The sequence below is a fragment of the Fructilactobacillus sp. X2R1C1 genome, assembly GCF_059901435.1.
Genome location: NZ_JBWXUV010000001.1, coordinates 59,554 through 84,454, shown reverse-complemented (window position 1 = coordinate 84,454; position 24,901 = coordinate 59,554). Strand labels below are relative to the sequence as shown.

25 protein-coding genes and 1 tRNA gene are annotated in these 24,901 nt (G+C 37.6%); 20 read left to right on the top strand and 6 right to left on the bottom strand.

The genetic code is table 11. The annotated features are described in order from the left end of the window. Positions 1-217: 217 nt before the first annotated feature. The gene (locus AC6UDG_RS00400) at positions 218-1,714 is read right to left on the bottom strand and encodes an MFS transporter (RefSeq protein ID WP_500706070.1); all 1,497 of its coding nucleotides are present in this window, start codon (positions 1,712-1,714) and stop codon (positions 218-220) included. Between the two features lie 117 nt (positions 1,715-1,831). Next, positions 1,832-2,119, bottom strand: a complete 288-nt coding sequence (locus tag AC6UDG_RS00395; RefSeq protein WP_500706069.1) for an ArsR/SmtB family transcription factor — start codon at positions 2,117-2,119, stop codon at positions 1,832-1,834. A gap of 699 nt (positions 2,120-2,818) precedes the next feature. On the opposite strand from AC6UDG_RS00395, the gene AC6UDG_RS00390 reads away from it, so the two are divergent. From AC6UDG_RS00390 to AC6UDG_RS00340, 11 genes are all read left to right on the top strand, one after another. Continuing rightward, entirely contained in the window at positions 2,819-3,757 is a 939-nt protein-coding gene (locus tag AC6UDG_RS00390; protein WP_500706068.1) for a phosphate/phosphite/phosphonate ABC transporter substrate-binding protein, read from the top strand. Between the two features lie 9 nt (positions 3,758-3,766). After that, entirely contained in the window at positions 3,767-4,531 is a 765-nt protein-coding gene (gene phnC, locus AC6UDG_RS00385; protein WP_500706339.1) for a phosphonate ABC transporter ATP-binding protein, read from the top strand. Then, the gene (gene phnE / locus AC6UDG_RS00380; protein ID WP_500706067.1) at positions 4,531-5,325 is read left to right on the top strand and encodes a phosphonate ABC transporter, permease protein PhnE; all 795 of its coding nucleotides are present in this window, start codon (positions 4,531-4,533) and stop codon (positions 5,323-5,325) included. Before phnC ends, phnE (AC6UDG_RS00380) begins: the two co-directional genes overlap by 1 nt. Further along, complete coding sequence (phnE, locus tag AC6UDG_RS00375; RefSeq protein ID WP_500706066.1) at positions 5,322-6,128, top strand: phosphonate ABC transporter, permease protein PhnE; 807 nt, start codon at positions 5,322-5,324, stop codon at positions 6,126-6,128. Before phnE (AC6UDG_RS00380) ends, phnE (AC6UDG_RS00375) begins: the two co-directional genes overlap by 4 nt. Positions 6,129-6,237: 109 nt before the next feature. Beyond that, positions 6,238-6,735 carry a hypothetical protein gene (locus tag AC6UDG_RS00370; protein WP_500706065.1) on the top strand — a complete coding sequence of 166 codons (498 nt, stop codon included), beginning with the start codon at positions 6,238-6,240 and terminating at the stop codon, positions 6,733-6,735. Between the two features lie 160 nt (positions 6,736-6,895). Continuing rightward, the gene (locus AC6UDG_RS00365; RefSeq protein WP_500706064.1) at positions 6,896-8,224 is read left to right on the top strand and encodes a D-alanyl-D-alanine carboxypeptidase family protein; all 1,329 of its coding nucleotides are present in this window, start codon (positions 6,896-6,898) and stop codon (positions 8,222-8,224) included. A 98-nt stretch (positions 8,225-8,322) separates the two neighbouring features. Beyond that, positions 8,323-8,396: transfer RNA gene (locus tag AC6UDG_RS00360), tRNA-Lys, on the top strand. Positions 8,397-8,563: 167 nt separating this feature from the next. Next, the gene (locus AC6UDG_RS00355; protein ID WP_500706063.1) at positions 8,564-9,682 is read left to right on the top strand and encodes a nucleotidyltransferase domain-containing protein; all 1,119 of its coding nucleotides are present in this window, start codon (positions 8,564-8,566) and stop codon (positions 9,680-9,682) included. 3 nt (positions 9,683-9,685) lie between these two features. Continuing rightward, positions 9,686-10,117: a type II CBASS E2 protein gene (locus AC6UDG_RS00350; protein WP_500706062.1), complete on the top strand. Its 432-nt coding sequence runs from the start codon at positions 9,686-9,688 to the stop codon at positions 10,115-10,117. A gap of 18 nt (positions 10,118-10,135) precedes the next feature. After that, positions 10,136-10,954, top strand: coding sequence for a hypothetical protein (locus AC6UDG_RS00345; RefSeq protein WP_500706061.1), 819 nt, complete (start codon positions 10,136-10,138; stop codon positions 10,952-10,954). A 407-nt stretch (positions 10,955-11,361) separates the two neighbouring features. After that, positions 11,362-12,318: a ThiF family adenylyltransferase gene (locus AC6UDG_RS00340; RefSeq protein ID WP_500706060.1), complete on the top strand. Its 957-nt coding sequence runs from the start codon at positions 11,362-11,364 to the stop codon at positions 12,316-12,318. A 24-nt stretch (positions 12,319-12,342) separates the two neighbouring features. Here the strand turns inward: AC6UDG_RS00340 and AC6UDG_RS00335 are convergent, their stop codons facing one another. After that, a complete protein-coding gene (locus tag AC6UDG_RS00335; protein ID WP_500706059.1) occupies positions 12,343-12,930 on the bottom strand; it encodes a helix-turn-helix transcriptional regulator in 588 nt (195 codons plus the stop codon). Between the two features lie 51 nt (positions 12,931-12,981). Here AC6UDG_RS00335 and AC6UDG_RS00330 point away from each other — a divergent pair, with 51 nt between their 5' ends. Both AC6UDG_RS00330 and AC6UDG_RS00325 read left to right on the top strand, forming a co-directional pair. Further along, the gene (locus AC6UDG_RS00330) at positions 12,982-13,155 is read left to right on the top strand and encodes a hypothetical protein (RefSeq protein WP_500706058.1); all 174 of its coding nucleotides are present in this window, start codon (positions 12,982-12,984) and stop codon (positions 13,153-13,155) included. A gap of 47 nt (positions 13,156-13,202) precedes the next feature. After that, positions 13,203-14,780 carry an ATP-binding cassette domain-containing protein gene (locus AC6UDG_RS00325; protein WP_500706057.1) on the top strand — a complete coding sequence of 526 codons (1,578 nt, stop codon included), beginning with the start codon at positions 13,203-13,205 and terminating at the stop codon, positions 14,778-14,780. Between the two features lie 224 nt (positions 14,781-15,004). Here AC6UDG_RS00325 and AC6UDG_RS00320 read toward each other — a convergent pair whose 3' ends face one another. From AC6UDG_RS00320 to AC6UDG_RS00310, 3 genes are all read right to left on the bottom strand, one after another. Further along, a complete protein-coding gene (locus AC6UDG_RS00320; protein WP_500706056.1) occupies positions 15,005-15,925 on the bottom strand; it encodes an L-lactate dehydrogenase in 921 nt (306 codons plus the stop codon). Positions 15,926-16,181: 256 nt separating this feature from the next. Continuing rightward, positions 16,182-16,601 carry a hypothetical protein gene (locus tag AC6UDG_RS00315; protein ID WP_500706055.1) on the bottom strand — a complete coding sequence of 140 codons (420 nt, stop codon included), beginning with the start codon at positions 16,599-16,601 and terminating at the stop codon, positions 16,182-16,184. A 146-nt stretch (positions 16,602-16,747) separates the two neighbouring features. Continuing rightward, positions 16,748-17,887: a trans-sulfuration enzyme family protein gene (locus AC6UDG_RS00310; protein WP_500706054.1), complete on the bottom strand. Its 1,140-nt coding sequence runs from the start codon at positions 17,885-17,887 to the stop codon at positions 16,748-16,750. 232 nt (positions 17,888-18,119) lie between these two features. Here AC6UDG_RS00310 and AC6UDG_RS00305 point away from each other — a divergent pair, with 232 nt between their 5' ends. The 7 genes from AC6UDG_RS00305 to AC6UDG_RS00275 all read left to right on the top strand — a co-directional run bounded on the left by AC6UDG_RS00305 (position 18,120) and on the right by AC6UDG_RS00275 (position 24,892). Next, positions 18,120-18,770 (top strand): TVP38/TMEM64 family protein, encoded by a 651-nt coding sequence (locus tag AC6UDG_RS00305; protein ID WP_500699724.1) that lies wholly within the window; start codon positions 18,120-18,122, stop codon positions 18,768-18,770. 166 nt (positions 18,771-18,936) lie between these two features. Continuing rightward, positions 18,937-19,656, top strand: coding sequence for a nicotinamide mononucleotide transporter (locus AC6UDG_RS00300; RefSeq protein WP_500706053.1), 720 nt, complete (start codon positions 18,937-18,939; stop codon positions 19,654-19,656). Positions 19,657-20,007: 351 nt separating this feature from the next. Next, entirely contained in the window at positions 20,008-21,129 is a 1,122-nt protein-coding gene (locus AC6UDG_RS00295; protein ID WP_500694228.1) for an NAD(P)-dependent alcohol dehydrogenase, read from the top strand. A 64-nt stretch (positions 21,130-21,193) separates the two neighbouring features. Then, positions 21,194-22,654 carry an aldehyde dehydrogenase gene (aldA, locus tag AC6UDG_RS00290; RefSeq protein ID WP_500696236.1) on the top strand — a complete coding sequence of 487 codons (1,461 nt, stop codon included), beginning with the start codon at positions 21,194-21,196 and terminating at the stop codon, positions 22,652-22,654. 165 nt (positions 22,655-22,819) lie between these two features. Next, positions 22,820-23,314: a GNAT family N-acetyltransferase gene (locus tag AC6UDG_RS00285; RefSeq protein WP_500706052.1), complete on the top strand. Its 495-nt coding sequence runs from the start codon at positions 22,820-22,822 to the stop codon at positions 23,312-23,314. A gap of 115 nt (positions 23,315-23,429) precedes the next feature. After that, positions 23,430-24,266 (top strand): aldo/keto reductase, encoded by an 837-nt coding sequence (locus tag AC6UDG_RS00280; protein WP_500706051.1) that lies wholly within the window; start codon positions 23,430-23,432, stop codon positions 24,264-24,266. Positions 24,267-24,289: 23 nt separating this feature from the next. Further along, complete coding sequence (locus AC6UDG_RS00275; protein ID WP_500706049.1) at positions 24,290-24,892, top strand: NAD(P)H-binding protein; 603 nt, start codon at positions 24,290-24,292, stop codon at positions 24,890-24,892. Positions 24,893-24,901 lie beyond the last annotated feature (9 nt).

Sequence of the window (24,901 nt, the reverse complement as noted above, 5' to 3'; positions counted from 1 at the left end):
TATCATGTTTTCATTGTTTACATAATGCCTTACTATTGATTTAAGGGGATGGACATTATGATAAGAAGAAAAGCTGAAAGTAATATACGCGATGATAAAGATACTTTAGCAAATATTTAAGCTAGAAATGATGCTCTTAACGGCAAAACTAATAAAATTGGAAATATTGATGACTTCGATAAGTGGGCAGATAACTTGTGATAAATATTGAAACCACTTATTTGTTTGTTACATCCAACGGTTTATTCAACTTATCCGCTAAATTTACCACCACGATAATGATGAATAGTACCAGTGCGAACCAGAAGACGTTGTGAAATGCACCTAGTAGGATCTGATTGATATCATTAATGATGTTAGCTGGAAGATGAACTCCAGCCGAATTTTTCGATGAAATTACACCGTTTAGAAGTTTGCTGTTAATGGCAGGATAGCGGTTGTGACCTAGATTGATTGATAGATTAAAGATAAATCCGAATACACCAGTCATAACGGTTTGTCCAAGTGTCCTCCCCAAAGTAATCATTGATGAAGCAACGCCGACGTTGTCTTTGGGCACGATTGCTTGCGCAACGACTGTGTTCATCGTGATTACGATTCCTAGTCCAGCACCAGTGACACCTGAAATGATGTAGAACCAAATCATTGGTAGGGAGACGGAACTGAATACCAGAATGAGGTAAAATGCAAATTGAATAAGCACAATCGGAATGGTAACGAACTTTGGAGCGAAACGCTTAATCAGTGAACCAACGAAGAATGAGGTAATTAGCCAGGCAACTGGACTGGGTGTAATTGCCAAACCTGCAATCGTTGCTGAAACCCGGTAGATGGACTGTAACCACATTGGAAAGTAAATTTGAAAGCCAAATTGAATTCCGCTCAGTAGTAAAGCCGTTAAGATTTGAGCGGAAAAAGTCCATGATTTAAATAGTTTTAGCGGAATAACTGGATCGCTGGCTTTTCTTTCGGCATGAATGAACATGATAAACGATGCCACAATAATGACCAGTCCAATAATAATTACGACAAATTTGATTTTTTGTTCACTCAAAAATTGAAGGGTAACTAACAGTGATACTAGAAACAAGGCCAAGTCGGTACTGCCAAGATAGTCCATTTTGAGGGAGGTTTTTTTGTTAATGGGATCTGCGTATCCAAAGTAGATTAGAATGAATACAATAATGCCCAGTGGAACATTAATGAAGAAAATCCAATGCCAGCTGAGTTGGTCAACGATAAAACCACCAATGATGGGACCAATTAAGGCCGAAATTCCCCACGCCGTATTATTCCATGCCATCATGTTAGAACGTTCTTCTAGTGGAAACGTGTCGGCAATTAAGGTAAACGTGATTGGCATAATTGCACCAGCACCCAGTCCTTGAAGGGCTCTCGCCGCAATCAACAAGCCGATATTCGTTGAGAGTCCACAAGCCATCGATCCAATCGTGAACACTGCTAATCCGAAGAGAAAAATGGGCTTCCTGCCAATTCGATCACTCAATTTACCGTAAATGGGTGTGCTTAGTGTTGTAGTTAATAGATATGTAGCGAACACCCAACTCTGAAAAGCCAGTCCGTGCAAACTGCTCAATATTGAGGGCAGAGCTGTAGTGACAATGGTGGTCTCAACCGACGTCATGAACGTGGCGATTAACACTGAAATGATGATGAGGACTTTTTTCTTTGTCCATTTCTTCTTTTTCTTCAAGGTAATTCCTCCTAATTAGTAAAATGTATTTCGATAAGTATCGAAATTATAATTAGAATAGTCTCATCTCGAATTGTTTGCAAGTATCTTGAAAGCAAAATAAAAACAGAAGTCTAATTATGGCTTCTGTTCAATAACGTTATTTAAGTGAATTTTGTCAATCAAGTCCTGGTTAACGGACAAGTATTTGGTTTGGCCGTCTTTTCTCATATTGGTTAAACCAGCGTGTCTGAGAATTTTGAAATGGTAGGAGACGGTTGATAAAGACAGATTAAGATGGGAACTAACTTCACCGCAGGTCATCTCTTCTTTATTTTCTATGAGAATTCTGAGAATTTTGATCCGATTTGGTTCAGAAAGGGCTTTGAAAATGCTGGCTAATTGTTGTTCGTTAGGATTATCCAAGAAACTTTCTCCTTTCACTTCATTTTAAAAATTAACTATTCCATTATTTAGAATAATTGGGTATGATTATATACAGAGTGATAATTGATTTGATCACCAATTGGAGCTTTAGTAGGTTTACTGTGTTGAGCCTCATCTCCACCTTAATAATTAATGAAGCGGTGAGTCGCTTGAATACAGAAGAAAGTGGATTATTGGGATTGTTCCACTAGCAGTAGTGGTTCTTGTTATCTCGCGTGCAGCAATTAACTTTGCTAAAGCATACGCGATAATAAAAAAAGCTAACCGCAAAGATTAGCTTTTTACCCAAATAACACACTAAACCTATGCAGAAGAGATGATAACGGCATCTCTTCTTTTTTATTTAGTATACACTTATTTTATTTCCGTTGATGACGAATGTCAATTATTATTTGGTATGAAATGATTATTAAAATAGTTTCACGTGAAACAAAAATAATTTTTATCTAACAAAATTTTCTTAAGGACAACTCGTACTTATTAGTGTTGTCCTTTTTGTTTACCTTAATTACACCGATTATTAATATTCGTTAATTAATTAATATATTGGAAAGCAAAGAATATATTGAGTACATATTTAAATAAAATACGAACAATTAAAAGATATTTATTGAAAATTGTATGTATCATGATATGATTAATTTGTCTGGTACAACAATTTTTTGGGAGGGACTCGTAATGAAACTCAAGCAAGCTTTGAAATGGATCACAGCAGGTGCTGCCATTACATTTTTGTCGGTTGGATTAGTTGGATGTGGGAAACAGTCTAGTAACTACAAACCAAAGAAATTAACGGTTGGTTTTACGCCGTCAGTGAACGCTGGGCAGGCCAATGCCGAAGCCAAGCCGCTCGCCAAACAGTTAGAAAAACAGCTTCATATTCCAGTTACGGTCAAGGTTTCAACTGACGGGAACTCACTTATTCAGGCCATGGGTTCAAAGACGTTGGATGTTTCAGAAATGAATCCTGGGGACTTTGTCTTAGCGCAAAAGAATTACAAGGTGGTTCCCCTCGTTCAAGCGACGCGCCAAGCACGCGATCCGAAGACTTTGCAACTCACTAATAAGTCATCAGATCACTTTTATTCCACAATTGTTGTCAGAAAAGATAGTGGTATCAACAACATCAACGATTTAAAGGGCAAAAAGATTGCCACTGGTACCACGAATTCAACGGCGGGTTATATTTACCCGGTTGTTGAGCTTATGAAACACGGAATTAATATTAACAAGGATGGCATCAAGACCGACGTTATTAACGGTTATGATCAGGCTGTGCTGTCCGTTTTAAACAAGAACAACGATGCCGCCTTTACTTTCCAAGGAGCTCAAACCTTAGTTTCAAAGGACAATCCGAATGTTATGAAGGATACCAAGATTATTTATACGACCAAGAAAATTCCTAATGACGTAATCGCTTGTCGAAGTGACATGTCGAAGTCGTGGCAGAAGAAGATCGCCAAAGCCTACGAGAACATGGCGAAGACCAAAGAAGGTCACGATGTTATCTTCAAGATTTATCAAGAAGAGGGATACGTTCCGTACAAGAAGTCAGAATTTAAGCAACTTCATTCGTACATGGACCAAGCTAACAAGATTAGTAAAACCAAAGAATAGGCGAGAGGGATTAAATTGAGCGATTCGGATATTTTACAAGTTAATCATGTTACCAAAACTTATCCTAGTGGTATTAAGGGATTAGATGATATTAGTTTTAACGTCAAACGGGGTGAATTCATCGCTGTCGTTGGACTCTCGGGTGCGGGGAAGAGCACCCTGTTTCGTTCCATTAATCGGATGCAAGATATTAGCAACGGCAAAATTATCATCAACGGCACTGATATTTCTAAATTGAAGGGAAAAGCGCTCCGCCACTTTCGTCGAAAAATTGGGATGATTTTTCAGAGCTTCAACCTTGTGAACCGGCTTACGGTTCAAAAAAACGTCTTAAGTGGGAGGGTTGGCTACTATCCAATCTGGAAGACACTCCTCGGTTTGTACACTAAAGAAGACAAGGAGAAAGCAGTTCGATCACTGGACCACGTTAACATGCTTAAAAAATTATACGATCGGGCGGACTCCCTTTCTGGAGGACAGATGCAACGGGTCGCCATCGCACGAACGATGATGCAAGAACCTGATTTGGTTCTTGCTGACGAACCCGTTGCTTCCCTCGATCCCAAGACTAGTCACGGGGTCATGCAGGATTTAAAGAATTTAAACGTCAAGGATCATGACACTGTTCTGGTTAATCTCCATTCGGTTGAACTGGCACTTGAATTTGCCGACCGGATTATTGGAATTCGGGATGGAAAATTGGTGTTCGACAAGCCAGCGGCTGACTCGACTCCAGAAGATTTGAAGGCGATTTACGAAGGAGGCAATAGCTAATGCACACTAGCGACATGCCGAAGATGTCCTTTGTCAAAAAGTATCACGTTAAGGGCATCATTGTAATTGCCATTTTGATCGTTTTGTTTATTTACTCCATGAAAATTTGTGGGGTTGATCCCAGCTTGTTTATCTCGAACATCGCCCAGTTTGGAGTTCTGATTGGTCAAATGAGTAACCCGGATTGGTCGTACTTTAGTTTTATCTGGGACCCACTGGTTCAGACCGTTCAAATGGCAATCCTTGGAACCACGATTGGAACCGTCTTTGCGATTCCCGCCGCGTTTCTGGCCGCTCGGAATCTTGACCACAGTAAGGTTATTCACGGCACGTCTCGGTTCGTACTGGACATCGTCAGAACGTTACCGTCACTGCTGTTAGCCGCTATCCTAGTTGCCATCTTTGGGATTGGTCCGACGACTGGAACGATTACCCTTGCCATCTTCTCGTTTGGGATGATTTCTAAACTGTTCTATGAAGTGTTAGAGACAGTCGATATGGGGCCAGCTGAAGCCATGAAAGCTTCTGGTGCCAGCATCCTTCAAATTATTCGTTTGGCCATTATTCCCCAGATTGCAGGTCAATTTTGTAGTTTCTTCCTGTACACCCTAGAAGTTAACGTTCGTTCATCAACCGTTTTAGGATACGTTGGTGCTGGAGGCCTTGGTTTGTATCTTCAACAAACCATCGATGAATTCAACTACTCCGAGACAGCGGTTGTAATTTTAGCAACCTTCGTAACGGTTCTGGCGATTGACATCCTTAGTAATTACTTGAGGAGGAAACTACAGTGACCATTCCAAAAATTAACGAGAAACAAAAACGATGGGACCGCTACAGCTGGATCGTTTGGGCAATCATCATCATTTTGATTTATGGCTGGTGTTTCTCTGACATGAAATTTAGTCAGATTCAGGAATCAGCTGGCACGGTTTCTAAGTCCATCTTCATGGGACTAATTCACCCTGATTGGTCCTATATTTACAACGGCAGTGGTGAAGATTTAGTGTCCCAATTAATTATGACGCTTGCCATTGCCTTTTTGGGAACCATCATTGCCGCCGTCATCAGTGTCCCGTTTGCCTTCTTTGCCGCTCGTAGTAAGAGTAGCAAGTACAACGTAACGTCTAAGGTGGGAACCTTCCTTTTGACCGCCATTCGAGCTTTCCCCGAAATCGTTTTGGCCATTATGTTCATTAAAGCAGTGGGACCGGGCAGTTTTGCCGGAGTCATGGCGCTTGGAATTCACTCCATCGGGATGCTTGGGAAACTCTTCTCAGAATCCATTGAGGAAATGAATCACAGTTCTGAGTATTCCATCGTGGCCGCTGGTGGCAGTAAACCACAGGTTTTCGCACTATCGACGTGGCCGACCATCCTACCGGCTTTGATTTCATACACTTTGTACAGCTTTGAAATTTCAGTTCGAGCTGCCTCAATCCTTGGTTTGGTTGGTGCTGGCGGAATCGGGGCGCCAATGATTATGGCATTGAACACTCGGAATTGGCCGAGAGTAGGAATCATCCTATTGGGGATCGTCATCATGGTCATGGTGATTGATGGCTGTTCCGGATACATTAGAAGGAAATTAATTTAATGAATAGTCAAAAATACCAACTAATTCTAAATGGGAGTTAGTTGGTATTTTTTTCGTTTATAGTATAATTTACCTAAGGATTGAATTTAATTGAAAGAAGAGTGTCTGTATGCGATTTCTTAAATCATTAGGTAAGTTTATCTTGGCACCATTGCTTTCGGCTTTGATTGTTTTCGGTAGTTTTCCTGAATTGTTTGCGGTTATAAACATTAAGACCAGCCTCACCCTTAGTCCCGCCATGTTTTGGATTATTTTAATCTACGGAATAGTGGTGTTTGCCGTAGTTTACGCTTTGTTTTATAACGTCCTGTTCAAAAAGGGTAAGCCAAGTTCAACTAAATACAGTAAGTACGCCTCAGTTGGGATGCTTATCATTAACCTGATTTATGTGGTTTCCGCGCTGCTGCTTGGCTTGATCATGATCGGAATGAAAATGCCACAGTTTATTGATTCCATTGTGAGTGGCTTTACGATAATTGGGTTGCCCATTATCCTAATTCTGAACTTAATCGATTTCTTGTGTTATCCAACCAAGAAAACGTACGTAATTAATGGAATTTTCTTTGCGTTTGCCACTATTGTTTATGTGATGTTGTGGTGGAACTAAACATCAATATTGAATAACGAAATATTTTGATTGAGCTAATCAGTGATGATTGGCTTTTTATTTTTAATGGCATATTTTGATTATTTTATTAATTTAGTACAATAGACGTATAAGTGTTATCTACAAAAAATATCATTTAATAAAAAGAGGTCATTTGATTTTGAAAAGTAAAAAACATCAATTACTGACGCTGAGCGTGATATTTTCGCTGGTGTTTTTAATCATGCCGCTGATCTTCAATCCTAGTACGGTCGATGCTAGTAACAAACAGCTGCCCATTTCACAGAATGAAATTAACATAAAGGCCAAAAGTGCCATCGCCGTTGATGCCACCAGCGGCCAGATCATTTATAGCAAAAACGCTAACCAAGAATTGCCGATCGCATCCGTTAGTAAACTTATTACTACATATATTGTATTAAACCAAATAAAAGCAAAAAGGATCTCGTGGGACAGCAAGGTCAAAATTAGCCCTGGGGTTGCCAGTTTGAGTCAGAAGGATGATTTTACCAACGTTCCGTTGAAAGCTGGTCAATCATACACGGTTAAACAACTGTATGACGCGAGTCTGGTTTGTTCTGCTAACGGTGCTGCCATGGCACTTGGCGAATATTTGGCAGGTCCTAACCACGACTTCGGTCAAATGATGAATCAAGAAGTCAAAAAATTTGGAATTAAGAACGGGCAATTCTATAACGCATGTGGATTGGCTAATCACGATTTAGGCGCGCTAAAGAATTCGAAACTAAGTGATGACGCTGAGAATACGATGTCAGCTAAGGAATTAGCTCAATTAGCACAGAAATTAATTACTCAATACCCGCAAATCTTAAAGACTACCTCAATGGCCACGTTGGAATGGGATGGAAAGACGCACAAGAACACTAACTTACTTCTGGGCCAAACTAATCCATTCAAGATTGACGGATTAAAGACGGGAACCAGTAATACCGCTGGTGAGAATTTTGTGGGAACTGGTACCAGCAACAACGACCGTGTGATTACCGTCGTTTTGGGAGCGCCCAAGGAACAGCGCTTCACCCAAACTCAATTAATGCTCAATCAAATCAGTCAGAGCCTGGAACCAATTACGATTGGTGACAACGTGATTAAAAATAAAACCGTCAACGTTGTTAACGGACAAAATCCTAAAACTAAAATTGGCTTGACGGCACCTCAAACGTACTGGTTACCGCAGGGTGAAAAATTAAAGACAGACTTTGTCTCTACCAACCACTCTAGGGTTTTCAAAACGCCACTTGCTCCAATTACGAACGGCGAGAGGGTTGGAACGGTTAACATCCAGGCGTCTCAAAATGAATTAGACTTATTACCAAACAGTTCCATGAGTGTCCCCGTTGTTTACAAGTCAGCTAATCCAGTAAATGTGATGAAAATGATCATGGGCGCGATTGAATTACTGGTTATCCTTCTGTTGTTAATCTACTTAATTCTTCAAATCAGGAAGTTTAATCGACATCGTCACTAGTAATTAAAATTATGAAGTTTTCATTAATCGACCGCAAAAAGTGTTGTCGAACGCGCTAATATGCATTATACTGGTAAATGTAATTGAGTTTTGCTTGCGAGCGGCTAGCTCAACTTGTTAGAGCAACGAATTCTTTATTCGTGAGATTGAGGTTCAAGTCCTTGGCTGCTCATATAAATGTAAAATAAAATGATTGCCTGGTGGGGCAATCATTTTTTTATATTATGGTATTTTAACTAAGAAAATTAGTGAATTATTTTATATTCAAATTAAAGTGTTTTATGTTTTGTTATATTATTAATATGTGAATTATTAATAATTAATAGGTGGGATATTAAAATGCCAAATTCTAGAGAACTTTCATTGTTTTATAATAACTTATCAGATACGATCCAATTATCGAAGACAGCCAAAGATAGTATTAAACAAAAATTTAATACATTAACCGAATATTTAAATGATTATTTTGGTAATTACAAAGTAGAAATGTTTCCACAGGGTTCATATAGCTTGGGTACCACTATAAAACCTTTAAATGCAGAAAATGATGATTTTGATGTTGATTTTGTGATTTTATTTAATGATATTGATAGTGACCCATCTAAAATTAAACTTTCAATTGGCAAAGCATTAAGAGCTAGTGATAGATATAATAGTAAGATTGATGAAAAAGGACGGGCATGGACAATTACTTATAATAAATCACATATTGATGTTGTTCCAGCCAGGAAAATATCTGCTAAAACTAAAATTGTATATATTACTGACAAGCAAAGTAATAATGAATATGAATTTTTGAAGAGTAATCCTAAGGGATTTCAGGATTGGTTTAAAGAGAAGGGGAAACAATCTAAAAATTTTTCATCGGGAGAGGACAGATTTACAGCAAGTATTGAAGAACTTCCTGATTATACATATAGGAATAATCTTCAAAAAGTTGTTCAAATATTAAAGTATCACAGGGATGTTTACTTTGAAGGTATGCCAGATAAAATAAAACCTATCTCAATGTTAATAACGACGATTGCTGCAGATTTGTATGACGGAAATGAAGATTTATTTTCCTCTATTAAAAATATTGTTATGCAAATTCCTATTTATCTGTATGATCACAAAGATAGTAATGGCAATTATCGTATCTGTAATCCGGTTGAAAGTGATGAAAATTTTACAGACAAATGGATTGAACATCCTGATCGTGAACAAGCATTTATTGACTGGACAAAAAAGTTATACGAAGATTTGATAAAGCAAAGTGAGTCTGAGACCAAAATAGAATTTGCTAGTAGACTTATTAAGTTAATTGGGGTGCCTGCTCAAGAAGCATTGAAACGAATGGGTGAGAATGATAAATTACAACAATCCAGAGGTAATATATCTTTTAGCAAAGAAAATGGTATAAAATTGGGCGATCCAAGGAATAAGAATGTTCCTAAAAATACTTTTTATGGGAATTAATAGATGATTAAAAATAAAAAAGAAACTTTAGCTAGCATGATAACTAAATTCAAAGATTTAAAAAAATTTACTAATGGAAAAGGATATATAAATTCAAATTATAAGAAAAAAGACTTTAAATTAATATTCAATATTAAACCTACTTTAAGTAGTAATTCATATAAAATTAGTTTTTTTTATAAAATTGGTGGTAAGTTTGAAGTCTGGGCATATGGAATTAAAGAATATCCATATAGTAATGAAAGGTGTCCACATATGTATCACTATAATACTGAAAAGCATGCTGCTAATTTATGCTTATATTATTATGATGACGAATACGATTGTAAATTATTGTTAACGAAAAATGTCCTTCCATGGATATATGAATGGTTATATTTTTATGAACTATTTGTTATTACAGGAGTTTGGTATGGTAACGGAATTGAACCATAATAGCGGAAAGAAAAATAAATGATGTCAAATGATTTTTGGAATTTTTTTTGGAATGAACTTTTACTTCCTATTATTTGTTATTTTATAGGCTTTATAATTTTAATATTATGTTTTTTTAATAGAACTTTGTGGCTAAAGATTATGACTGCTCTGCCTGTTATATTAGTTGATATAGTTAATTTTATTGCTATTTTTCCAAAGTGGTTTTCTGCCCCTGCGTTTTTTATAGTAGAAAATAGTGCAATTTGTTTATGTTTGAAAAAACACAATAAAGATAATGTGTTTCATAAAAATGGAATTGGATACTTGAATTTTCCATACTGGCTAATTACATTGATGGGATTTTTATGTGGATATAATATAATTAACACACAAAACATACCTATCTGGGTACAATTTAAGATATATAAATCATCATATTGGGGAGTAGATTTAAGAGATCTTGATAGATCTGAAGCCAAAATTCAAGTCAATTTTGTAGAGGGTGTGGGCAGGAAAATAGTTAATTTATGTCTTGTAGATACTTATTCTCTTGACGGAAAATTAGGTAAAAATATGAAAAAGTATGATACTTATACAGTTAAAATAAATAATCCTCATGAAGATATAAGTTCTAGAATGTATAATAAAAATTTTATTGAAAAGGTAAGTAAAGTAATTAAAAAAATATATAAAAGTGATTATGATGTAGTAAATATATTTTCAACGACTAATCCCAATCATACTAAAAAAATTGTTGAAGAAAATTTCAAAATTGATATTCGTGAAAGAAAGTTAAAGATCATAGTTTTTCAAGATAATAAAAATCATATTTATGATAAAGGTCATAAAATATAATAATTGTTCGTTAATAATAGAAAATTAGCGAACAATTATTTTTTATTATCTTTAGTTAGTAACTTGTCTTATAATGCTAGACCACCAATTAGTTATTTTATATGAGTTAATTAATATAAATGTAACGTTTTAGTAGACAATAATTATCTAGTGTTACATGATAGGAGCTTGGTTCATTAGTAATTACATAATATGATAAACGAGAATTATTTGACGAATTCTAATTCAAATAATTCTAGTAAATAATAACTTCTAAAGATGGGAGGTGTTTTAAATGCATATTCAAACTGTTAAGTCATCATCAGCAATTCGTGAAAACTGGTGTTTAATTGCACACTAGTATAAATGAGCCTAGGAAAGTTTTTCTAGGCTCATTTATTATTTTTATGTAATGAAAGGGTATTATTATGTTTTTTATGAAACAGATTGGCTGGTATTTAAATAATCATAATCGTTTATTTGTTTATTATGGCAATCCATATTTGCAAAAAGAAATTATAGCAGACGATAACGTTAAAATTTTTAAATTCATTGAATCATTTAATTGTCCGATGGACAAAGAAAGATTAAAAGATAAATGTACATTTTTATCTAATAAAGAGTTCGAAGATATATTTAATTATTTCGTAGATAATAAATGGATATACAAACTATCATGTAAAATATCAACTAATGATATTAGATTAAGTAGGTTTATTGATTCTTATCCTGGGGTTACTTTTGCAGATTATAAAAGAATTGTATCAAATGTATCGATACTAATTTTAGGGTTAGGTACAGGTGGTAGTTATCTTCTAGAAACTTTATCTAAACTAGGTTTTAATAACTTTATATTGGTGGATGGAGACAAGATAGAAGAAAAAAATATTGAAGCGCAAAACTATTCTTTAGATGATGTTGGAAAATATAAAGTTAATGTGATTGATGAAAAATACTGCAATAAAGTAAATATAAATACAATTAATAAAAAAATATTTTCATATAATCAATTGGCTAAACTAGTCGATTTGTCGAATATTGATTTTTTTATTAATTGTGCAGATGATTTTGAATTACAAATAAGTTTAATGAAGTCTTTGTTTTTAAATTATCCATCAATGAAAATGACATATGGTGGCTATTCATTCTTACTCCATACCGATGATTTGATAACAAAAAATAATTATAATGAACTCATTAATGATGCAATTAAAGATAGAAATTCAATTATTACTAAGAATTATATTAGTGAGAATTCGGGCTCCATATTAAATGGATTTTTAAGTGCATTTGCTATACCAAAGATGATAATAGATGATTTGTTAGAAATGCCAAAAACCAAATTTTTAGGTAATTTATTCTCAGATAATTATACAATGAACTAACTTCTAAATAATGTTATGAAAAAACTAATTAAAATATAACGCTACGATAAAGCTAATTGTCATTGTAAAGATATGGATGAAGACGCCGATTGTATCTGGAATTGCATATTTGGTTGATAGTCCAGGCTCGATGGAAATCATCCCGACTAAAAGAGTAATTGAAAAGAAGATGATTGAAACTAGAACAATTTTCATTAGATTATGTTTATTTTTAATGGTTGTTATCCAGTTATGATAAGTAACAATGTAACAACAAAGGTTGATTACTAAGAATGGAGTTACCCATTCAAAGTGAAGATGAAAGGGCCTAAACAAGTTCATTATGCTTAACAGCAAAAATAAGATGTTTGCGTAATAAAAAATAGTGGAAATATTAAAATGCTTTTTTGAAACTGCCTGATTATTAGTAGTTTTTACGTTATCTTTTAATAAATTATCGACTGATACATGATAAAGGTCACTAAGATCAACTAAAGTTTCGGCATCAGGATAATGACGTCCAGTTTCCCAGCTTGAAACGGTTTTTCTAGAAACATTTAATTTTTTGGCAACGTAATCTTGGGTTAAATTATTTTTCATGCGAGCATGTTTTAATTTTTTAGAGAGTTCCATTGTTAATCTCTTTTCTACTAATAATTAATAAATAATTGGAGGAATATTAATATGAAAATCAGTGAATTTAAAATCATTATTTTGTTTGTCATTTTTGCTTTAGTTTTATTGATATTATATACGTCATTATGTGATGTTAGTAGCTTTAATGTTTTTAAAACAAATCTAGCAATGATATTTAAATCATCAGGTTGGCTTAAGCATATTGGAATTAATTTTATTTAGAATAAATATTTTACACACCTTTTACATTAATAAGGAAGGTCGTCTTCATGTTACGTTACGAATCTAAAGCTAACTTAATATTGTTAAACATCACTGCCATGATTGGAAGCTTTGATAATATTATCATTGCTTACATAATTAGTTCTCTGATTTCATTTGCCACTAAAAGAAACTTAGATAGTGTTCCAAGATTTGCTATCAGCGCAACTGTGTTTGCCATTATTGTGTTTATTGCGACGATTTGTCGAAATTATTTTGAGTCCAAATCTAAGCAACAAATTAATGAAAATGTAAGATCCAGATTATTTAATATCATGCTTTACTCTCATGAGAATAGTGATAAATATCTTAGTTTTTTGACAAATGATTATAAATTGTTAGAAACTAATGGGATTAATTCCGAGCTGCAAATCATGAAATATAGTTATTCAATCATTTTTTCAGCTATATCGTCTTTACTCTTAAGTTGGGAAATCACTCTTTTATTTGTCATCGGGGCCTTGATGCCCATGATTATTTCTCATTTTACACAAAATGGTATCAAAAGCGCTTCTATGTCGTGGTCTTCAGCTAGTAAAAATTATTTAAATAACATAAAGAACTTAATCGATGGTAGAGATACTTTACAGATTTACAATGGTGAGCAGAATGCAACAAAAAAGAATCAAGGTGATACTCATACACTTGAAAAATCACTTTTTAGTCTTAATTTCACCACCAATAATGCCAACACGATCGTTGAATTTGCTGGGATGATATTTAGTCTAGTTATTCCGTTTGTTTTTGGAATTGCATTAGTTATTAGCGGTCATCTTCAATTAGCAACTTTCTTTGCCGTGGTTCAGTTATCGAACACGATTACAGCGCCAAGTATGGATATCATTCAGCTAAGAAATCAGATTATTTCGACTAAAGACATTAAATCAAAAGTCGAAAGTATGATGAAACCAGTTGAAGTTGACAGTCTAAACGGTGAAAAACGTTTTTATGAACTGGCGATGAACAACGTTACTTTATCGATTGATAATAAGTTGATTTTAAGGAATCTCACGTTTAACGTTCAAAATGGTGAAAAGGTAGCTATTATTGGTGAATCTGGTTCGGGGAAGTCTTCTTTATTTAAATTAATTTTAAATGATCAATTTCAATCTCATGGAGAATATTCTATTAATAATTGTTTGATCAATCTTCATAACATACGTAAATTTCAAGATTTGTTTGGGTATATTAGCCAGGATACCTATATTTTTGACGATAGTTTCCTGTACAACATTACCTTTGGAAAAAAATCAAAAACTAATATAAATGAAGTTATTTCTAAAGCTGGTCTGACTAATGTGGTAAAAAAGTATGGAATGAATTTTAAACTTGGTAGTAATGGAATTAATCTATCGGGTGGTGAAAAGCAAAGGATCGGAATCGCAAGAGCTTTATACACAGATCGTCCTGTGATTCTGGCGGACGAAATTAGTTCGGCATTAGATCAAAAGACAGCCGCTGAGGTACATGATATCTTATTGAAGTCGGATAAAACCCTGATAGAAATTATTCACCATTATAGTCAGAAGGATTTAGCTAGATACGATAAAGTAATTGATTTGAACGATTATAGTGCCACGATTTAGTGAGTTTATTTAAATTGACACCCAACCATTTATTCCATATAATAAAAACGAGAAGAAATCTCTAACTTTTTTCTCATCGCAAGTTGGATGCGATTATCATAGGTGAGTTAGTCCACTATGATTGGCTTTTTTATTATTACGTCTGCTGTGGCGATTTTAATTGCTGACAGTATTAAAACACACCGTAACTGCTAGAAGACTAGTGGTTATGGTGTGTTTGTGTTTTAACTGTATTTTTCAACGTTCTTTTTGATAAAGTTGGCGGAAGCCTGGAGTTTATCTTTCTCTTCATCGGTTAAATCAAGTGGGACATCTTCGATTACGCCGTCTCTTCCAACTACAACTGGATAGGAGAAGTATACGCCATAGTCGGAACGGTAGTTTGAGACTGGTAAAACGGTGCGGGCATCAGAGAGAACGGTATTTGCGAGTCGCACTGCGGCACTAGCAACTCCGTAACTGGTGTAACCCTTACCTTGCATTACTCTAAAACCGCCGTGGCGCGCTTCCTGGTCTAAAGTGTCGAGGTCAAGATGACGACTTTTGGCTAATTTTTCGATTGGTTGGTCAAGAGCCCGAACGGTCGACCATGCGGTAAACTGGGAGTTACCATGCTCGCCAAGGTTGTAACCAGTCACCGAGCGCGAATCAATGCCTAGCTTTTCACCAACGGCACGCTTCATTCTGGCGGAATCTAGGAGTGTTCCCGTTCCGATGACGTGCTTTTTTGGTAAACCAGTAATTTGTTGGTACAACTGAGTAATCACGTCAACTGGATTGGTAATGGCAATCAAAACGCCATTAAAACCGGAATCACGAATCTTGGGTGCGACCTCTTTGACCTGTTCGATGTTGTAGGATAATTCGGCAAAACGATTGTCACTGTCGTTATTTGACAGTTTAATCTTACCAAGGGCTGAGATAACAACGTCAGCGTCCCTTAAAGCGTTGTAATCATTCACAATGATATTGGTGTGAAAGGGTAAATTAGGCATGCCCTCCCGAAAATCAATTGCGTCAGCGTTGACCTTGGCGTCGTTTTTATCAATCATTACTAAGTCATCGGCGAACCCACTTACGACGATGTAGTTTGCCACCGTTGATCCAACGTGACCGTCGCCAATGATTCCAATTTTTCTAGTCATAATATGCCTCCCATTGATTATTTGGTTTCAGTTTAACAGATTGAGGTTGATTGGGAGTAAAAAAAGTTGGATTGACATTTATGCGTTTATCACATACAATAATAGTGTAATAAAAAAGGAAGAGATACTGCGCATCTCTTCCAAGCGCGTATTTCAGGTGCGTTAATTTGGGTAAGCTAATCAGTGATGATTAGCTTTTTTTATTATATATGGATATTAAAGCGACCCGTTAATTTATCGTTTCCAATAATTAACTTTATTCGTATTTATTAATTAGCTTATTAGGATTATTTAATTCGTTAAATTCATTTTGATTTAAGTGGATAATGCCATTTCCAATCATTGGAATTCCGCTCACTTTTGCGATCTTATAATTTGAATATACGGTCAAAGAAGTTTTAATATTGTGTTTGCTTTCATGACTTACATATTTATAGCTTACTTTAGCATCCTTAGGAACCCTTTCTTTTTTTACTGAATTATAGTTTTTATCTATTTTTGAAAGAATATCAGTGCTTTTATGACCCTTTGCCGTTTCAATAACTTTGTTATTTGCATCATATACCTTTAAGTAATCTTTCCCGGAGCTATTTAACGAGAAATTCTTACATCCACTTAGAATAAACAACATTGTTACGCAAAGAATTGGAATTACAAACTTTTTAGATAAATTCATAACTTCCTCCTTGTTTTTTAATAATTTTACCGAAGTTAGAATAATTGTCAATATAAGTTAATTTGGTACCTTATGATTAAAAAATATTATTCGGCAAAATAAAAGAACTAGCATATTCGTATCTAAATATGCTAGTTCTTTACTTCCTAAATTTTATCAAACGCCTGTTTCAAATCGTCCAGTAAATCTTCCTTATCCTCAATCCCAACTGACAAACGAATCAGACCGTCAGCAATTCCGTCCTTTAAACGTTCTGCTCTTGGAACGGAACCATGGGTCATGACCGCAGGAACCTCAATCAAGCTTTCAACACCACCAAGACTTTCGGCCAAGGTGATAATTTTCAAACTTTCGACAAACGTCTTCGCTGACAGTCCTGGTTGGAGTTCAAACGAAATCATGGGACCAAAGTTACGCATCTGTTTCTTTGCCACTTCGTAGTTCGGATTGTCAGGATCACCGGGATAGTAAACCTTCGCCACCTTGGGTTCATTTTTGAGAAAATCAAGAATCGCATTGGTGTTATCCTGGTGAACCCGCATGCGAGCACCCAGCGTCTTAATGCCACGTTGAACCAACCAACTGTCATCTGGTCCAAGCGTACTACCGATGGAATTCTGCAGGAAGGGCAACTGTTCGGCAATCTGGTCGTCGTTAGTAACGGCAACGCCCGCCACCACGTCACTGTGTCCGCCGAGATATTTGGTGGCGGAGTGAACCACCACGTCTGCACCTAAATCCAATGGGTTCTGATTATAAGGGGTCGCAAAGGTGTTATCAACGATGGTTTTGGCACCGTGTTTTTTCGCCATTTCGGATAATCTATGAATGTCGGCTACCGTCAGCAGTGGGTTCGTAGGGGTCTCAAAGTAAATGGCTTTAGTGTTGGGCTGAAAAGCAGCTTCAACGGCGTCTACATCTTGCATGTCAACGGCCGTGAATTCTAGCCCGAAGCGTTTCATCACCTGATTAATCAGACGAATCGTCCCGCCGTACAAGTCTTGTCCGACGATGATGTGATCGCCTTTGGAGTACATCGAGAGGATGGTGTTGATGGCAGCGGTCCCCGAACTAAAGGCAAAACCAGCGGTTCCGTTTTCGAGTTCTGCCATCTGGGTTTCAAGGGCGTACCGGGTCGGGTTGCTCGTCCGTGAGTATTCCCAGCGTGGATTCCCGCCAAGCTTAGTTTGTTTGAAAGTTGAGGCGCGATAGACCGGGACGGAAACGGCTCCCGTTTCCTTGTCACCAGTGATTCCGCCGTGAATTAATTTTGTGTCAATGTGCAAAGTAAAAACCTCCTTGAATGTGACTATTAGGATTGATTATAGACTAGTGGTAAAAGTTAGAAAAGAAATGGCATTATGGAATTTAATTTTGTAAAATCGGTTTTATCGTTTCGTGACATGTGTTAGAATTTCCCTATTCAATTAACGTTAGGGGTAGTTTATCATCATTAAAAAATTAGAAAACAAGAAAATCGTATACTGTCTTTTAGCGATTATTGTTGTTATTGGATTAGTGATTCTGTTTAAAGATTATTTTCCACAGATTCGGATGTTTTTTGATCCGAGTCAGAGGGGCGTGGCCGTCAAAGAAATTCATGAGCATGGGGTCATTGATGCGGCTCTGTTTTTAATTGTTTTAACGTTTGCGACGCTGTTACCGTTTGTTCCTTATCAAGTAATCTGTGTGCTAGCCGGTATTTGTTTCGGGAACGTTTTGGGCTTTTTTATTAATTTAATTGGGTTAACCCTTGGTGGACTATGCAGTGTTAAGTTGATTAAGTCCGTCCGTAACATCGCCAGTAATTATCGAGATAAAGAGTTGAGTTTTAGTAACGTTAAGCATCCCTTTATCATTCTGTGTATTGGTTATGCCATCCCATTCTTCCCCGTTTATTTAATTAGTTACGCGGCTTCACGGTTCAAAATATCACGCAAACTACTGGTCCTAGCGGTCGTGATTGGGTCAATTCCACAGTCAATTATTTATATCGTTGGTGGGATGTACATCATTAACGGTAGTTTGAAGCGAATTGTCGGCGTCCTAGTTGGTGCCATCCTGTTTATTATTGTTTTACATATGGTCATTAATCACTTTACAAATAAAGATAGTTCTAAGAATAAGCATCAAGAAACAGCGAAAGATAGTCAAAGCAAATCAAATTAGATTAATTAGGCAATCCATCCGGGTTGTCTTTTTTTACGTTTAAAATTTGGCTTCTAGTAATGATAATGGTGTTATAATCAAGCCGTTCAATTGTTTGTAACAAAAAACTAAATAACGAGGGTTGCTTCCGATACGCCTCGCTAAAAACAATGAGGAGATGTTCATAATGTTACATGCATTAGCAAAAAGTCGATGGTTTGACCTAGTTGGAGTCGCAATCGTGGTGATTGCGTCGATTGCGAGTGGTTATCTGACGGAGAATCTGGCAGACGTCACGCACTGGGGCTCCTGGGCGGTCTTTGTTCCGTTTGGAATTATTTCGATCGTAAACGCCGTCCTCTCCATTTATTCAACGCGTTTAACTGGGAGAATGAATAACCTCGGCAACGTGATTGGCATCATTAACGTAGTTCTGTCCGGCTTTATTGACTACGTTTTAGGTAATAAAGCGGCGGTCGTTACCTATCTGGTGACTTTCATCATCTACACGTTTGCGATTAATAAGTGGATGAAGACCGCTAAGTACAAGGCGACCAAACCGTATACGGGAATCAAGAAGTGGGTCGTCATGACCAGCATTTTACTTTTGAGTCTCATATTTTCGTTTGCGGCCAATTTAGTGGGATGGCCTAACGGTTACACGCATTTGTTATTCTGGATTGTCGTGATTGCGTTTGATTTGTCGCTGACTGCGAACATTTTAAACGCCATGAAACTGACCGTTCAGTGGAAATACTGGTTCGTCTATAATCTGATCCAGTTACTAAAAGCCATCGTGCAGGGCAACTTCGCAAACGTTGGCAAATACATCTATTACATTATCAACTCGATTTGTGCGCTTGATTTCTGGGAGAAGCCAATCTTGAAGCCAGCGAAAATTAAATAATTAAGTAAAGGGAATCCATTTATTGGGATTCCCTTTTTTATACATAATTAAAGTTTATTCCATCACAATATTGGGGAATTTTTTTGGCTTTTGACTCTACTAGAAACACAAGGGTTTGAAAGAATAATTTCTTAGATAATTATGATTTTGATGTGTTATAACTTGAATTTTTTTAGAAGACGAGTATAACAATCTGTAAGCGGTTACAGATCAAACCAATCATTTCGAAAATTCCAATCCTGTTTTATAGAAAAGAGTTTAAAAAATCAATTGTTGATTAATGAAATCAGCTTTTTCTTTGATCATAATTGCTCAATAATTAACAATTTTACATTATGGGAGGGTTTACTTATGAAGATTGAAGCAGCGGTCGTTAATAAGAAAAATGGCAAGTTCGAAATTAAAGATGATGTCGAATTAGCCAAAATGCAACCAGATGATTTACAAGTTCACATGGTTGCGACCGGAATTTGTCACTCAGATGAAGCTTTAAGAAAGGGCACGGCTGAGATTGGTTATCCGATTATTCTGGGTCATGAAGGTTCTGGGATTGTCGAAAAGGTTGGTTCGGAAGTAAAAGACTTTAAGCCCGGCGATCACGTCGTTCTGTCATTTTATGGTTGTGGAAACTGCATTAACTGTTTAAGGGGAATTCCCACTCAATGTCTAAACTACGCGGCCAATAACCTATCAGGGGTTCGTCCCGATGGCAGTGCACACTTTACCGAAAATGGACACGATGTTGCCGACATGTTTGACCAATCATCGTTTACCACGACCACGGTGGTTCGTGAACGAAACGCCGTTAAGGTCTCAAAGGACCTCGATTTGAGAAAGTTAGGACCATTAGGTTGTGGTTACGTGACTGGTAGCGGAACGGTCTTTAATACTTTAAAGCCCGAGCCCGGCTCAACGATTGCGGTCTTTGGAACTGGAGCCGTTGGTTTGGCGGCCATGATGGCTGGTCGGATTTCTGGATGTACCAGTGTGATTGCCGTTGACATCGTTCCTTCCCGTTTGAAGTTGGCCAAGGAACTTGGCGCCACTGATGCCATCAACAGTAAAGACGAGGATCCCGTTGAAGCCATCAAGAAATTAACTAATGGGCACGGAGTCGACTATGCCGTTGATACGACTGGCGTTAAACAGGTCATGGAAAGTTCGATTCAAGCCTTGGCTCAAGGTGGAACAACGGCTACGATTGCCGTCACCGACCAGCACATTAACTTGGATACTTGGAACGACCTTTGTACCAGTGATCGCAAGGTTGTCGGTGTTAACATGGGTGATTCGATCCCGCAAGTCGACGTTCCCCGTTTAATTCGTTTTTACCAATTAGGCATGTTCGACTTTGATAAGACCGAGAAGTTCTACCCATTTGATGAAATCAACGAAGCCAATGCTGATTCCATCAGCGGAAAGACGATTAAACCGGTACTAGTAATTGATAAGGACTACCAACCCGGAAAATAAGGTTGATTAAATCACTTTAACATGATTGTTGAAATTAAATGTTATTGAAAGGAAGCATCATATTATGGCTGAATTAAAACATTACCAAATGTACATTAACGGAGAATTTAAAGATTCAGATTCAGGAAAAGTATTAACGGTGCTCAATCCAGCGACGGGACAGGCAATCTCAACCGTTCCTAGTGCTAGTAAGGAAGAGACTAAACAAGCCATCGATGCCGCAGCTAAAGCCGAAGAATCATGGAAGAAGGTTCCAGCTGCCACCCGTGGTCAGTATTTGCACGCGGTCGCAAACGAAGTTCGTAAACAAAAAGACCATTTGATTTACATGCTTCAAGAAGAACAGGGCAAGATTAAGTCACTTGCCACCACTGAGATCCTGTTCTCAGCCGATTACTTTGACTACATGGGAAGTGCCAGTCGAACCTATGAGGGAGAAATCCTTCAATCTGATAACGAAGACGAAAGTATCATGATTGAAAAGCAACCAATTGGCGTTGCGGCCGGCATTTTACCATGGAACTTCCCGTTCTTCTTAATTGCCAGAAAGATGGGTCCAGCACTAGTCACCGGGAACACCATTGTGATGAAGCCAAGTTCTGACACCCCTAACTTAGCACTTGAATTCGCTAAGATCGTTGAAAAAGTTGGCATTCCTAAGGGCGTTGTTAACATTGTCACGGGACCAGGTTCGGTCGTTGGCGACGAATTATCAAAGAACAAAAAGGTTGGCATTATCAGTCTGACTGGTTCGGTTGAGTCAGGGAAACGAGTCATGACGAGTGCCGCTACCCATTTGGCCAAAGTGTCACTTGAACTTGGTGGAAAAGCTCCCGCCATTGTATGTAAAGACGCTGATATTGACCTGGCGGTTCAATCCATCATTGATTCCCGAGTTGATAATAACGGTCAGATCTGTAATAACTGTGAACGAGTATACGTCCAAGAAGACGTGGCCGACGAATTTATCAAGAAATTATCGAAGAAAATGTCAGAAATTACGGTTGGCGATCCGATGAAGGACGAAAACGTTGGGATGGGTCCGTTGATTAATCAAGGAGCTTTGGATAAAGTTTCAAAGATGGTTGACCGAGCCGTTGAAGCTGGCGGCAAGGTTACCGCTGGTGGTCACAAGTTGAACATCGAAGGTGGCTTTTACTATGAACCAACGGTCATCACGAACGTCAAACAGGATTCTGAGATTATTCAGGATGAAATCTTTGGACCGGTTCTCCCAATTGTGACCTTCAAGACCTTAAGTGATGCCATCAAGATGGCTAACGATAGTGACTTTGGGCTTACTTCATCAATCTTTACCGAGAATCTGGATAACGCTCATCGAGCCGCAAACGAACTCGAAGACGGTGAAACCTACATTAACCGTTACAACTTTGAAGCCATTAATGGTTCACATTCTGGTTGGAAAGAATCTGGAATTGGTGGTGACGATGGTAAACATGGAATTGATGAATTCTTAAATACCCACACCATCTACTTGCAGGGACACCCTGATAAAGCAAAATGATAATCAATATTAATAATTAGAAACGGGATGAACTCATAGAGTCGGACCAAAAGTCGACTTTATGGGTTCATTTGTTTTACTTCTGTTTCTTCTTCATAAATTGTCAAAGTAGCTAAAAATTGATAAGATTTAGGCACTAATTAAAAGACAACCGAGGAATAATTAATGAAATTACGTGCTTTAGAGAAAACTGATTTACCCAAACTCCATGAACTGTTTAATGATAAACGCGCCATGGACTACTGGTTCACCGAATCGTATCTTTCTATGTCGTCCCTTAACGAAAGATACGAACGTGAGAACAATGATCCGGCCGTTCGCAATTTTGCGATTGACGTCAAGGGCAAGTTTGCTGGCATCGTGGCATTGATTGATATTAATCCACGCGATCGAAACGCTGAGATTGAGATTGCGCTTGGTGACGAATTCGTTGGCAACGGCATTGCCCAGGCGGCATTTGACGCCTGTGTGAACTATGGATTTGAGACATTAAACCTCCACAAGATTTTCTTATACGTTGACGTGCAAAACAAACCCGCCGTTCACATTTACGAAAAGTTTGGGTTTAAGATTGAAGGAACGCTCAAAGACCAGTTTTACGTTAACGGAAGTTACCATGACGTGTACTGGATGGCAAAATTTGAAGATGAATCGGTTTAAGACAACCAATCTTTGGTTGTTTTTTCTTTTCGACAAAACGCTTTACTTGCATTCAAGTCCAAGTAAAGGTGTAAATTATGAGGTAGTTAATAAATAACAAATAAGGAGAGTTATCATGGAATACTTTACATTAAATGACGGCAACCAAATTCCCGCAACTGGTTTTGGGACCTTTCAAATCACCAACCCAGAAGAGGCCGAACAATCGGTCATCGACGCCATCGCATCGGGTTATCGTTTAATCGATACGGCTCAATACTACCAAAACGAGGAAGCCGTGGGTCGGGGGCTGAAGAAGTCTGGCGTAAAACGCGAGGATTTATTTGTCACCTCTAAGGTCTGGTTCACTGATAGTGGTTACGACAAAACCATGAAAATGTTTGAGACCAGTCTCAAAAAATTGGGACTGGATTACCTTGATTTATACCTGATTCATCAACCATACGGCGACACCTTTGGTTCATGGCGAGCCCTTGAAGAACTCCAAAAAGCGGGCAAAATTAAGTCCATTGGGGTTTCCAACTTCTACGATGATCAGATTACCAACTTAGCACTATTCAACGACGTTAAACCCGCCATTAATCAGATTGAGATTAATCCTTGGGAACAACAAAAGACGGCCGTTGACTATCTGGAATCATTTGACGTTCGTCCTGAAGCTTGGGCTCCATTTGCGGAGGGCAAACACGCTATCTTTAATAACGAAACCCTGAAAGCAATTGGTGCTAAGTACAAAAAGAGTGTTGGTCAGGTCATCTTACGTTGGGAATTTCAACGTGGAATCGTGACCCTGGCTAAATCAACTCATAAGAATCGGATGGAAGAAAACATCGATATCTTCGACTTTGAATTAAGTGACGATGATATGAAGGAGATCGCCAAGTTAGATAAGGGTGAAAGCCAATTCTTTGACCACCGTGATCCAAAGACTATTCAAAACTTCGTTAAATAATGAGAATGCGAAAGGCATAATTCATGAAGAAAATTTTAATTGTTGGAGCGACCGGAAACGTGGGCCAAGAAGTCAGAAAGAACCTGTTGGAAAAGACTGATGACTTTCTGACCCTTTTCTCAAGAAGTGCAGGTCAAAAGTTTAGTGATGACAGTCGAGAGCGGGCCGAGAGCGGCAACGTAAATGACTTATCTGACCTTGAAAAAGTTGTGCATGGTCAGGACGAAGTGTTTGTGGCGCTTAGTGGCAACTTACCGGAAATGGCCAGGAACATTGTGGCCGCCATGGATGATGAAAACGTCAAACGCCTGGTCTTCATTACGTCAATGGGTATTTATAATGAAGTCCCTGAAGAAATCTCGGCAAGTGGGAACCTGAAGAACAATCCACGACTGGCACCGTATCGAGAGGCGGCCGATGTGATTGAAGGTTCTGATTTAGATTACACGTTAATTCGACCGGGATGGTTTGATAACGGCAGTAGTGAATACGAAATTACGTATAAAGGTCAAGATGTTAGCGGTAATCGGGTAGCCGTTGCCAGTATTGCTGACCTAGCGACGCGCCTGCTTCAAGATGACCAGCTGGATGTAAGAGAAAGTTTAGGAATTAATCGAAAAGCTTAGTTAAATGAA